The 11,674-nt window shown below is 72.1% G+C and carries 14 protein-coding genes; 7 read left to right on the top strand and 7 right to left on the bottom strand.

The annotated features are described in order from the left end of the window. The 4 genes from nhaA to CCN72_RS20285 all read left to right on the top strand — a co-directional run. Positions 1 to 1,377 (top strand): Na+/H+ antiporter NhaA (gene nhaA, locus CCN72_RS20300; RefSeq protein ID WP_086808749.1); only part of this gene is annotated, 1,377 nt, incomplete at its 5' end. Between the two features lie 99 nt (positions 1,378 to 1,476). Then, on the top strand, positions 1,477 to 1,965 hold the full coding sequence (locus CCN72_RS20295) for a phage holin family protein (protein ID WP_086808748.1): 489 nt from the start codon (positions 1,477 to 1,479) through the stop codon (positions 1,963 to 1,965). After that, positions 1,962 to 2,906 (top strand): alpha/beta fold hydrolase, encoded by a 945-nt coding sequence (locus tag CCN72_RS20290; RefSeq protein ID WP_086808747.1) that lies wholly within the window; start codon positions 1,962 to 1,964, stop codon positions 2,904 to 2,906. Before CCN72_RS20295 ends, CCN72_RS20290 begins: the two co-directional genes overlap by 4 nt. A gap of 138 nt (positions 2,907 to 3,044) precedes the next feature. Next, positions 3,045 to 3,224, top strand: a complete 180-nt coding sequence (locus CCN72_RS20285; protein WP_085565843.1) for a hypothetical protein — start codon at positions 3,045 to 3,047, stop codon at positions 3,222 to 3,224. A gap of 13 nt (positions 3,225 to 3,237) precedes the next feature. Here the strand turns inward: CCN72_RS20285 and CCN72_RS20280 are convergent, their stop codons facing one another. From CCN72_RS20280 to nth, 3 genes are all read right to left on the bottom strand, one after another. Then, positions 3,238 to 4,437, bottom strand: a complete 1,200-nt coding sequence (locus CCN72_RS20280) for a MarP family serine protease (protein WP_086808746.1) — start codon at positions 4,435 to 4,437, stop codon at positions 3,238 to 3,240. Positions 4,438 to 4,560: 123 nt separating this feature from the next. After that, the gene (locus CCN72_RS20275) at positions 4,561 to 5,256 is read right to left on the bottom strand and encodes an NUDIX hydrolase (protein WP_085565841.1); all 696 of its coding nucleotides are present in this window, start codon (positions 5,254 to 5,256) and stop codon (positions 4,561 to 4,563) included. Between the two features lie 55 nt (positions 5,257 to 5,311). Beyond that, positions 5,312 to 6,334, bottom strand: a complete 1,023-nt coding sequence (gene nth, locus CCN72_RS20270; protein WP_086808745.1) for an endonuclease III — start codon at positions 6,332 to 6,334, stop codon at positions 5,312 to 5,314. A 324-nt stretch (positions 6,335 to 6,658) separates the two neighbouring features. Between nth and CCN72_RS20265 the strand changes: the two genes are divergently transcribed. Both CCN72_RS20265 and CCN72_RS20260 read left to right on the top strand, forming a co-directional pair. Next, entirely contained in the window at positions 6,659 to 7,333 is a 675-nt protein-coding gene (locus tag CCN72_RS20265; RefSeq protein ID WP_014674022.1) for a Crp/Fnr family transcriptional regulator, read from the top strand. A gap of 118 nt (positions 7,334 to 7,451) precedes the next feature. Beyond that, positions 7,452 to 8,291 carry a nucleotidyltransferase domain-containing protein gene (locus CCN72_RS20260; RefSeq protein ID WP_086808744.1) on the top strand — a complete coding sequence of 280 codons (840 nt, stop codon included), beginning with the start codon at positions 7,452 to 7,454 and terminating at the stop codon, positions 8,289 to 8,291. Between the two features lie 18 nt (positions 8,292 to 8,309). Here CCN72_RS20260 and CCN72_RS20255 read toward each other — a convergent pair whose 3' ends face one another. The 4 genes from CCN72_RS20255 to sp36 all read right to left on the bottom strand — a co-directional run bounded on the left by CCN72_RS20255 (position 8,310) and on the right by sp36 (position 10,795). Next, positions 8,310 to 9,140, bottom strand: a complete 831-nt coding sequence (locus CCN72_RS20255; RefSeq protein ID WP_086808743.1) for an MBL fold metallo-hydrolase — start codon at positions 9,138 to 9,140, stop codon at positions 8,310 to 8,312. Then, entirely contained in the window at positions 9,137 to 10,030 is an 894-nt protein-coding gene (locus CCN72_RS20250; RefSeq protein WP_086808742.1) for an NUDIX hydrolase, read from the bottom strand. The genes CCN72_RS20255 and CCN72_RS20250 overlap by 4 nt, the downstream gene beginning before the upstream one ends. A 145-nt stretch (positions 10,031 to 10,175) precedes the next feature. After that, positions 10,176 to 10,640, bottom strand: coding sequence for a RidA family protein (locus tag CCN72_RS20245; protein ID WP_037658491.1), 465 nt, complete (start codon positions 10,638 to 10,640; stop codon positions 10,176 to 10,178). Next, positions 10,637 to 10,795, bottom strand: coding sequence for a Sp36 family protein (sp36, locus tag CCN72_RS20240; protein WP_018547934.1), 159 nt, complete (start codon positions 10,793 to 10,795; stop codon positions 10,637 to 10,639). The genes CCN72_RS20245 and sp36 overlap by 4 nt, the downstream gene beginning before the upstream one ends. 100 nt (positions 10,796 to 10,895) lie before the next feature. On the opposite strand from sp36, the gene bagA reads away from it, so the two are divergent. After that, a partial coding sequence (gene bagA / locus CCN72_RS20235) for an ATPase BagA (RefSeq protein WP_107430131.1) occupies positions 10,896 to 11,674 on the top strand: 779 nt, incomplete at its 3' end.

The following is an 11,674-nucleotide window of genomic DNA, read 5'->3' as shown; positions in this document are numbered from 1 at the left end:
ACCTTCGTCGCGGACGCCCTGCGCACGGAGACCGTCGGCGGAGTGCTTCTGCTCCTCGCCGCCGTGACCGCCCTGATCTGGGCGAACATCCCGGCGCTGCGCCACAGCTACGAGGCGGTCAGCCACTTCAGCTTCGGCCCCGGAGCCCTCGGCCTGGATCTTTCGGTCGCCCACTGGGCCGCCGACGGCGTCCTCGCGATCTTCTTCTTCGTCGCCGGAATCGAGCTCAAACGCGAACTGGTCGCCGGAGACCTGCGCGACCCCAAGGCGGCCGTGCTCCCCGTGGTGGCCGCCCTGTGCGGCATGGCCGTACCCGCACTCGTCTACACGGTCACCAACCTCGTGGGACACGGCTCCACGCAAGGCTGGGCGGTGCCCACCGCCACCGACATCGCCTTCGCGCTCGCCGTCCTCGCGGTGATCGGCACCTCGCTGCCCAGCGCCCTGCGCGCCTTCCTGCTCACCCTCGCCGTCGTCGACGACCTCTTCGCGATCCTGATCATCGCGGTCTTCTTCACCGACCGGCTGAACTTCGCCGCGCTCGGCGGCGCGTTCCTCGGCCTCGCCGTCTTCTGGCTGCTGCTGCGCAAGGGCGTGCGCGGCTGGTACGTCTACCTGCCGCTCGCGATCGTCAACTGGGCGCTGATGTACAACAGCGGCGTACACGCCACCATCGCCGGTGTGGCCATGGGCCTGATGCTGCGCTGCACCACCCGCGAGGGCGAGAAGCACTCGCCCGGCGAGCGCGTCGAGCACCTGGTGCGGCCCCTGTCCGCCGGGTTCGCGGTACCGCTGTTCGCGCTGTTCAGCGCCGGTGTGGTGGTGTCCGGGCGGGCGCTCGGCGATCTGTTCACCCGACCGGAGACCCTCGGCGTGGTGCTGGGCCTGGTCCTCGGCAAGGCGCTCGGCATATTCGGCGGCACCTGGCTGACCGTCCGCTTCACCCGCGCCTCCCTGAGCGAGGACCTCGCCTGGCCGGACGTCTTCGCGGTGGCCTCGCTCGCCGGCATCGGCTTCACGGTCTCGCTGCTCATCGGCGAACTGGCCTACGACGGCGACGCGCTCCTCACCGACGAGACCAAGGCCGCCGTCCTCACCGGGTCCCTGATCGCCGCGATCTGTGCCACCGTGCTGCTGAAGATACGCAACGCCAAGTACCGGAAGCTGTGCGAGGCCGAGGACCGCGACGACGACCTCGACGGCGTCCCCGACGTCTACGAGGAGGACGATCCGGCGTACCACCTCCGCATGGCCCGGATCCTGGAGCGCAGGGCCGCCGAACACCGGCGGATCGCCGCCGAGCGGACGGCCGCGGCGGACGACGGGCGTGCGGAAGTGCCGGGCGGGGCAGGCGACGAGGGCGGCCGTCCGGCATGATCTGACGAGACGGTACAAATCAAGACGGTGACCCGGGGCAGGGCGGCGGCCCGCCCGGCAGGCCCCGGGGACACGAGAGAACTCGTAAGGGAGAACGCGATGAGCGCACCCGACGGCAGCCCGGTCGGCGCCGAACGCAGCATCGGCCAGCTGTTCGCCTCGGCGACGACCGATTTGTCGGCGCTGGTGCACGACGAGATCGCGCTGGCCAAGGCGCAGCTCAAGCAGGACGTGAAGCGCGGCGCGACCAGCGGCGGCGCGTTCTCGCTGGCGGGCGCGGTCCTGGTCTTCTCCCTGCCGATGCTCAACTTCGCCCTGGCGTACGGCATCCGCACCTGGTCCCACTGGAACCTGGCGATCTGCTTCGTGCTGTCCTTCGCGGCAAACGTGCTCGTCGCCGGTCTGCTCGCGCTGATCGGCGTGGTGTTCGCGAAGAAGGCCAAGAAGGGCCGGGGCCCGCAGAAGGTCGCCGCGTCCATGAAGGAATCGGCGAGCGTCCTGGGCAACGCCAAGCCGCACCCGCGCCCGGAGCTTCCCGAGGATCGGGGCCCCGCGGCCATCGAGGCTGTGGCACGCTCGTCGTCATGACGGACCCCGCTCATGACCCCGCCCATCCCTCGCTGGTACGGATCGGCCTGCCCGGACACCAGGTGATCCACCGGGACGTCGCCGCCAACGGCGCCCGATTCCACATCGCGGAACTCGGCGACGGCCCCCTGGTGCTGCTGCTCCATGGCTTCCCGCAGTTCTGGTGGACCTGGCGGCATCAGCTGGTCGCCCTCGCGGAGGCCGGCTACCGGGCGGTGGCCATGGATCTGCGGGGCGTCGGCGGCAGCGACCGCACCCCGCGCGGCTACGACCCGGCCAACCTCGCCCTGGACGTCACCGGTGTCATCCGCTCCCTCGGCGAGCCGGACGCCGCGCTGGTCGGACACGACCTCGGCGGCTATCTGGCGTGGACCGCGGCGGCCATGCGCCCCAAGCTGGTGCGCCGGCTCGCGGTGGTGTCGATGCCGCATCCCCGGCGCTGGCGCGCGGCGATGCTGCGCGACGCCCGGCAGACGGCCGCCAACTCCTACATCTGGGGTTTCCAGCGGCCCTGGATCCCGGAGCGTCAACTCACCGCGGACGACGGGGAGCTGGTGGGCCGTCTGATCCGGGACTGGTCCGGGCCGCGCCCGCCGGAGGACGAGGCGGTGCGCACGTACCAGCGCGCCATGTGCATCCCCTCCACCGCGCACTGCTCCGTCGAGCCGTACCGCTGGCTGGTGCGCTCTCTGGCGCGCCCGGACGGCGTGCAGTTCTACCGCAGGATGAAGCGTCCGGTGCGGGTGCCCACGCTGCATCTGCACGGTTCACTCGATCCGGTGAGCCGCACGCGCAGCGCCGCCGGTTCCGGGGAGTACGTCGAAGCGCCGTACCGCTGGCGGCTGTTCGACGGGCTCGGGCATTTCCCGCACGAGGAGGACCCCGCGGCGTTCTCGACGGAGCTGGTCAACTGGCTGAAGGACCCCGAGCCCGACCGGTGACGACACGGCGCGGAACCGATGCGTGGAGTATCCGGTTCCTCGCCACTTGTCCCCCGTTCGGCCACATGCCTGCCGCATACGCCAATTGGCCGCCGTCCAAGCGGTTATCGACCTTGAGGCGGGGGCACACGGACCGGTATGGGCTTGACGCACGACTACAGTGACGCACCCCGCAACCGCCGCTCGGCCACGGGCCTGAGCACGCCTCAGCGAGGCACCCCGCAACTCGCGGAAGGCGAACTGCGGGTGGGGATCCCGCGCATCCTGCGCCGCCGGGCCCGCTGGGTCTCGGTGCGGCTGCGTCACCCGCGCAACTGAGCCGCCCCGCGGCTCACAGCGCGCAGCTGTCCGTGCCCACCTGTTCGTTCGCCGTGCGACCGCGGGCGATGTCCGGTCGGATCTCGTCCGCCGTCAGCGCGTAACCGGTCTCGGCGTCGTCCAGGGACTTGGCGAACACCACCCCGTAGACCCTGCCGTCAGGGGTGAGCAGGGGTCCGCCGGAGTTTCCCTGGCGGACGGTCGCGTACAGCGAGTACACATCGCGGCGCACGCTGCCGCGGTGGTAGATGTCCGGGCCGTTGACCGAGATGCGCCCGCGCACCCGGGCCGCGCGCACGTCGTACGAGCCGTTCTCCGGGAAGCCGGCCACGATCGCGCCGTCGCCCCCGGCCGCGTCCGGCGCGGAGAACTTCAGCGCGTCCGCCTTCAGGTCCGGTACGTCGAGTACCGCGATGTCGCGCTTCCAGTCGTACAGCACCACCTTGGCGCCGTACCGCCGCCCCACTCCGCCTATCTGCACGGTCGGCGCCTCCACCCCGCCGACGACGTGCGCGTTGGTCATCACCCGGCGGTCGGCGAAAACGAAGCCGGTGCCCTCCAGGACCTTGCCGCAGCTCTGCGCGGTGCCGGTGACCTTGACGATGGAGCGCTGGGCGCGGGTGGCGACCGGGCTGCCGGCGAGGGCCGGGTCCGGCGGCTGGACGTCCTTGATGGGCTCGTCGGAGAACGGGCTGAAGACCTGTGGGAAGCCGTTCTGCGCGAGCACCGAGGAGAAGTCCGCGAACCAGCCGTCGGCCTGGGCGGGCAGCGCCCGGGAGACCCCGAGCAGCACCTTGGAGCCGCGCACCTGCTTGCCGAGGGTCGGCAGGGTGGTGCCGGCCAGGGCGGAGCCGATCAGCCAGGCGACCAGGAGCATCGCCACCACATTGACCAGCGCGCCACCGGTGGCGTCCAGGGCGCGGGCCGGGGACCAGGTGATGTGCTTGCGCAGTTTGTTGCCGAGGTGGGTGGTCAGGGCCTGGCCGACGGAGGCGCAGACGATGACGACGACCACGGCCACGACGGCGGCGGTGGTGTTCACCTCCGCGTTGTCGGTCACCGCGTCCCAGACGACGGGCAGCGCGTACACCGCCGCGAGACCGCCGCCCAGGAACCCGATCACCGACAGGATGCCCACGACGAAGCCCTGGCGGTAGCCCACCACCGCGAACCACACGGCAGCGACCAGCAACAGGATGTCCAGCACGTTCACCGCTTCAGGCCCTCGCCTACTCCATTCCGCTTCCCGCGGCTCGGACGAGGCGTCCGGCCCGCCCCCATGGGGACTTCAGGAACTCCGCGTCCCCGGGAAAGAGACAGCACGGGGATCACCCTGTCATGAGCTCCAGTCGAGCGGGGCCAGCTTCTCCCGGTCCCAGGGGCGCTCCCAGCCCGCGTAGTGCAGCAGCCGGTCGATCACCCCGGCCGTGAAACCCCACACAAGGGCCGATTCGACCTGGAATGCCGGACCCCGGAATCCGCTGGGGTGGACGACGGTGGTGCGGTTGGCGGGGTCCGTGAGATCCGCCACGGGGACGGTGAACACCCGCGCCGTCTCGTTCGGGTCCACCGCGCCGACCGGGCTGGGCTCGCGCCACCAGCCGAGGACGGGGGTGACGACGAAGCGGCTGACCGGGATGTACAGCCGGGGCAGCACGGCGAACGGCTGCACACCGCGGGGGTCGAGCCCGGTCTCCTCCTCGGCCTCGCGCAGGGCGGCGCGCAGCGGGCCCTCGCCGAGCGGGTCGCCGTCCTCGGGGTCGAGGGAGCCGCCCGGGAAGGACGGCTGGCCCGCGTGCGAGCGCAGTGAGCCGGAGCGCTCCATGAGCAGCAGTTCGGGGCCGCGAGCGCCCTCGCCGAACAGGATCAGCACGGCCGACTGACGGCCCGAGCCGTTCTCCGGCGGCAGGAAGCGGCTGAGCTGGAGGGGCTCGATGGTCTCGGCCGCGCGCGCGACCGGGTGCAGCCAGTCCGGCAGTCCCCGGCCGTTCAGCACCACCGCGTCGCCTCGCGCCTCACTGGCCCACGTCATCGCCCACCCCCGTCGTTCCGTGTCGTCCAACGCCGAGGGCGCCCAGTTCGTTCCGTCACGCGGCCCCCAGCGGCGGCGCGGGCCTGCCGCCCGCGTCCAGATAGGCCTGCGGCGGGTTGAGCCGCTGCCCCGGCAGGCCGCCCTTCTCGTACTTCAGCAGCTTCTTCGCCTTCTCCGGGTCGGTCTCGCCCTCGCCGTAGGCCGGGCAGAGCGGGGCGATCGGGCAGGCGCCGCAGGCGGGCTTGCGGGCGTGGCAGATACGGCGGCCGTGCCAGATGACGTGGTGGGACAGATCGGTCCAGTCGCTCTTCGGGAACAGCGCGCCGACCGCGGCCTCGATCTTGTCCGGGTCGGTCTCCTCGGTCCAGCGCCAGCGGCGCACCAGCCGCTGGAAGTGCGTGTCCACGGTGATCCCGGGCCGTCCGAAGGCGTTGCCGAGCACGACGAAGGCGGTCTTGCGGCCGACGCCGGGCAGCTTGACCAGGTCCTCAAGACGCCCCGGCACCTCGCCGCCGAAGTCCGCCACCAGCGCCTTGGAGAGCCCTATGACGGACCGGGTCTTGGCCCGGAAGAACCCGCAGGGGCGCAGGATCTCCTCGACCTCCTCCGGGTTCGCGACGGCCAGGTCCTCGGGGGTGGGATAGCGGCCGAAGAGGCCGGGGGTGGTCTGGTTGACGCGCAGATCGGTGGTCTGGGCCGACAGGACGGTCGCGACCAGCAGCTGGAAGGGGTTCTCGAAGTCCAGCTCCGGGTGGGCGTACGGGTACACCTCGGCCAGCTCGCGGTTGATCCGACGGGCCCGGCGGACCAGGGCGGTCCGCGACTCCTTGCCCGGGGGTGCGACGGCGACCTTCTCGGCGGGCGCGGCCTTCTTCACCGGGACCGATCCATCGGCGGCCACGGCCTTCTCGGCCGGGGTGACCTTCCGACCCGAAACGGACTTCTTGGCCGGGGTGACCTTTCGGGCGGAAGCGGACTTCTTGGCCGGTGCGGCCCTCTTCGCGGAAGGCGCCTTCGCGGCAGATGCCGCCTTCCTGGCAGACCCTGCCTTTCCTTCCGAACCGGTCTCTTCCGCCATGTCAGCCTTTTTTCTACTTTTCCTACTGCCTCCGGGGCCCTGTTCGCCCACAGCGGAATCGCGACGTACAACCACCCGCTAAGCCCCCTTGGCCTGTGCTCTCACCGGCGATTTGGACACCCGGCCAGCCTAGAGCCCGGCACCGACATCCGCCCCGGACCCCGAAGATCGGCCCCCGATTGGACCCCTGACGCTTACCCCGGCACACCGGTGCGGCATCCTTGTGACAGATCACACTGTTTGGACCGTCCGGCAAAATGAGAACACGGTCCCTGGCACACAGGGGAGAAAGATCCCCTGAGCAGGTCGACAAGGAGAAAACTCGTGGACGACGTTCTGCGGCGCAACCCGCTCTTCGCGGCGCTCGACGATGAGCAGGCCGCGGAGCTTCGCGCCTCGATGAGCGAGGTGACCCTCGCTCGCGGCGACTCCCTGTTCCACGAGGGCGACCCGGGCGACCGCCTGTATGTCGTCACCGAGGGCAAGGTCAAGCTGCACCGCACCTCCCCCGACGGCCGCGAGAACATGCTCGCCGTCGTCGGCCCCGGCGAGCTGATCGGCGAGCTGTCGCTGTTCGACCCGGGCCCGCGCACCGCCACCGCGACCGCGCTGACCGAGGTCAAGCTGCTCGGCCTCGGCCACGGCGACCTCCAGCCCTGGCTGAACGCCCGCCCCGAGGTGGCGGGCGCCCTGCTGCGCGCCGTCGCCCGCCGGCTGCGCAAGACCAATGACGCCATGTCCGACCTGGTCTTCTCCGATGTCCCCGGCCGTGTGGCGCGCGCCCTGCTCGACCTGTCGCGCCGCTTCGGCGTGCAGTCCGAAGAGGGCATCCACGTCGTCCACGACCTCACCCAGGAGGAGCTGGCCCAGCTGGTCGGCGCCTCCCGCGAGACCGTCAACAAGGCCTTGGCCGACTTCGCCCAGCGCGGCTGGCTGCGCCTGGAGGCGCGCGCGGTCATCCTGCTGGACGTGGAGCGGCTGGCCAAGCGGTCCCGCTGACGCGCGGTCCTTCCCCGTACGACATCCAGGGCGCGGCTTTTCAAGGGCCGCGCCCTGAGTCGTCCCTCCCGGCACAAACCCGCTGCCCCGGCCCGGTCGGGCACGGCACGATGGCCCCATGCCCGGACCGACCGCCCCACCCCGCCCGCACGGCCTCGATCCCGACGGCTTCTTCCTCCGCGAGGGCTCCCTCACGCACGTGCCCGGCGCCTTCCAGCCGGTCGTGGCCGCCGTACGGGAGCGGTTGCCGGAGGTCTTCGGGGCTCGGCTGGACGGGGCGTACCTCTACGGGTCGATCCCCCGGGGCACCGCGCGGGTGGGCCGCAGCGACCTGGACCTGCTGATCGTCCTGCGCGAGGAACCGGCCGACGCCGACCGTGCCGCCGTACGAGCCCTCGGCGAGGACCTGGACCGGGAGTTCCCGGAGATCGACGGGGCCGGGACGCTGCTGTACGGCCGGGAGCGGCTGCTGAGCGAGCCCGAGCGGTACGACATGGGCTGGTTCCTGGCCTGCCTGTGCACACCACTGCTCGGGACCGACCTGGCCGGGCTGCTGCCCCGGTACCGCCCCGACTCCCTGCTGGCCCGTGAGACCAACGGCGACCTCGCCCGGCTGCTGCCCCGCTGGCGGGAGCGGATCACGGCCGCCGGGGACGACGAGGCGGCCCGGCGGCGCCTGGTGCGCTTCATGTCCCGCCATCTCGTCCGCACCGGCTTCACGCTCGTGATGACCCGCTGGAACGGCTGGACGAGCGATCTGCGCGAGATGGCCGAGGTCTGCGGTGCGTACTACCCCGAGCGGGCCGCCCAGCTGCTCACGGCGGCGGAGTACGGCCGCGAGCCCGTGGGCGACCCGCGGGTGCTGCGCGGCCATGTGGACGACCTGGGCCCCTGGCTCGCCGCCGAGTACGCGCGCGTGCACGGCGTGAAGGGCCCGGGGCCGGACGAGGCGTTCTAGACGCGTTCCAGACGCGTTCTAGATCAGGCCGTGCTCGCCCAGGTACTCCAGCTGGGCGCGGACCGAGAGTTCCGCGGCCGGCCACAGGGAGCGGTCCACGTCGGCGTAGACATGGGCGACGACATCGGCCGCGCCGCGGTGGCCGTTCTCGACGGCGGTCTCCACCTGGGCGAGCCGGTGGGCGCGGTGGGCGAGATAGAACTCCACGGCACCCTGGGCGTCCTCCAGGACCGGTCCGTGCCCCGGCAGCACGGTGTGCACGCCGTCGTCCACCGTGAGGGAGCGCAGCCGGCGCAGGGAGTCCAGATAGTCGCCGAGCCGCCCGTCGGGGTGCGCCACCATCGTCGTACCGCGCCCGAGGACGGTGTCGCCGGTCAGCACCGCCCGGTCGGCCGGGAGGTGGAAGGAGAGCGAGTCCGAGGTGTGCCCGGGGGTCGGTACGACCCTCAGCTCCAGGCCGCCGGTGGTGATCACGTCGCCCGCGGCCAGGCCCTCGTCGCCGAGGCGGAGCGCCGGGTCCAGGGCCCGCACCCGGGTGCCGGTCAGCTCGGCGAAGCGGCCCGCGCCCTCGGCGTGGTCCGCGTGCCCGTGTGTGAGCAGGGTCAGGGCTATCCGGCGGCCCGCCTTCTCCGCCGTGTCCACGACCGCGCGCAGATGGCCCTCGTCCAGCGGACCCGGGTCGATCACCACGGCCAGATCGGAGTCCGGCTCGGCGAGGATCCAGGTGTTGGTGCCGTCCAGGGTCATCGCGGAGGGGTTGGGCGCGAGGACGTTGACGGCCCGCACGGTGGCGGGTCCGGAGCCGACCACGCCCCTGGGCTGACCGGGCAGCGCGCTCGCGTCGGTCATGCGCGGCCTCCCCCGGTCGCGTCGGCGGGCGCCGAGCTCGACGGAACGTGCTTGGTGAACTCCTCGTGCCCCGGCCAGGACAGCACGATCTCGCCGTCCCGGAGCCGGGCTGTTGCCTGCACCGGCGTCAGATCGCGCGCGGCGGCGGCCACGAGGGCCTCGGCGGCGGTGCCGTACGGCAGCAGCTCGCGCAGCGCGGCGATGGTGGGCGGCATCATCAGCAGCTCGCCCCGGTCGTACCCGGCGGCGGCCTCGGCCGGGCGGATCCACACCGTGCGGTCGGCCTCCGTGGAGGCGTTCCGGGTGCGCTGGCCCTCAGGGAGGACGGCCGCGAAGAACCAGGTGTCGTAGCGGCGCGACTCGAACTCCGGGGTGATCCAGCGCGCCCAGGCGCCCAGCAGGTCCGAGCGCAGCACCAGGCCGCGCCGGTGCAGGAACTCGGCGAAGGACTGCTCACGCGCGACCAGGGCGGCGCGGTCCGCCTCCCAGTCGTCGCCCGTGGTGTCGCCGACGACGGTGTCCGGGTCGGGCCCGGCGAGCAGGACGCCCGCCTCCTCGTACGTCTCCCGGACCGCCGCGCAGACGATCGCCTGGGCGCCGGCCTCGTCCACCCCGAGCCGCTCGGCCCAGGACGCGCGCGGCGGGCCCGCCCAGCGGATCCGCGTGTCGTCGTCGCGCGGGTCGACGCCGCCCCCGGGATACGCGTACGCGCCTCCGGCGAAGGCCATGGAGGCGCGTCTGCGCAGCATGTGGACGGCCGGTCCGGCCTCGGTGTCCTTCAGCAGGAGCACCGTCGCCGCGCGCTTGGGGGACACCGGGGTGAGGGTGCCGTCCGCGAGCGCGCGGATGCGGTCCGGCCACTCCGGGGGGTACCACTGACCGTTCGCCATGGCCGGAGGCTATCCCGTGTAGGGCGAATGTTCGAGAGGTACCCGAGGTGCCGGAGCGGTGCGGGCGGTGCCGGTGGTACGGATGCGGCGGGGCTACAGACGGTACGGATGCGGCGGGGCTACGGACGGTACGGGTGCGGCGGGGCTACGGAACCAGCTCGACCTGGATCTCGACCTCGACCGGCGCGTCCATCGGGAGCACCGCGACGCCGACCGCGCTGCGGGCGTGCACGCCCTTGTCGCCGAGGGCCTCGGCGAGCAGCTCGCTGGCGCCGTTGATCACACCGGGCTGCCCGGTGAAGTCGGCCGCGGAGGCGACGAACCCGGTGACCTTGACCACGCGCGCGATCCGGTCCAGGTCGCCGGCGACGGACTTCACGGCCGCCAGCGCGTTCAGCGCGCAGACGCGGGCCAGGTCCTTGGCCTCGTCGGCCGTGACCTCGGCGCCCACCTTGCCGGTGACGGGCAGCTTGCCCTCGACCATCGGCAGCTGGCCCGCGGTGTACACGTAGACGCCGGACTGCACGGCCGGCTGGTAGGCGGCCAGCGGCGGTACGACCTCCGGCAGGCTCAGGCCCAGACCGGCCAGCTTCTCCTCGACCGCGCTCATGCCTGCTTCTCCCGCTTCAGGTAGGCGACCAGCTGCTCGGGGTTCGGCCCGGGCACGACCTGGACGAGCTCCCAGCCGTCCTCGCCCCAGTTGTCCAGAATCTGCTTCGTGGCATGGACGAGCAGCGGCACGGTTGAGTATTCCCACTTGGTCATGGGCCGACTGTATCCGCTGTGACCGATCACTCCCTCGTCGTCTCCCCGTTATCCACAGCCTCCCGCGTGACGGTCGGCCGGACTGGTTAGTCTCGAAGACGTGAGCAGGCTCCAGGTCGTCAGCGGCAAGGGCGGGACCGGAAAGACGACGGTCGCCGCCGCACTCGCGCTGGCCCTCGCGACCGAGGGGAAGCGGACGCTTCTCGTGGAGGTCGAGGGCCGGCAGGGCATCGCACAGCTCTTCGAGACGGAGGCGTTGCCGTACGAGGAGCGGAAGATCGCGGTCGCTCCCGGGGGCGGGGAGGTGTACGCACTGGCCATAGACCCCGAACTGGCCCTTCTGGACTACCTCCAGATGTTCTACAAGCTGGGCGGCGCGGGCAGAGCTCTGAAGAAGCTCGGCGCCATCGACTTCGCCACCACCATCGCGCCCGGCATCCGGGACGTCCTGCTCACCGGCAAGGCGTGCGAGGCGGTGCGCCGCAAGGACCGCGCCGGCCGGTTCGTCTACGACTACGTGGTCATGGACGCGCCCCCGACCGGCCGTGTCACCCGCTTCCTCAATGTGAACGACGAGGTGGCGGGCCTGGCGAAGATCGGCCCGATACACAATCAGGCGCAGGCCGTGATGCGGGTCCTCAAGTCGCCGGAGACCGCGGTGCACCTGGTGACGCTGCTGGAGGAGATGCCGGTCCAGGAGACCGCCGACGGCATCGCCGAACTGCGCGCGGCGCGGCTGCCGGTGGGCCGGGTCATCGTGAACATGGTGCGGCCCGAGGTGTTGGACGCCGCCGATCTGGAACTCGTACGGACGGTGGACCACTCCGCCGTGGCCCGGTCCCTGTCGGCCGCCGGCCTCGGCGGCCGACAGGGACCGGG

It is taken from the genome of Streptomyces murinus (assembly GCF_002154555.1).
Taxonomy (GTDB): Bacteria; Actinomycetota; Actinomycetes; order Streptomycetales; family Streptomycetaceae; genus Streptomyces; species Streptomyces murinus.
Note: the sequence above shows the minus strand (reverse complement) of the source record. Positions and strands in the feature narration are given on the sequence as shown.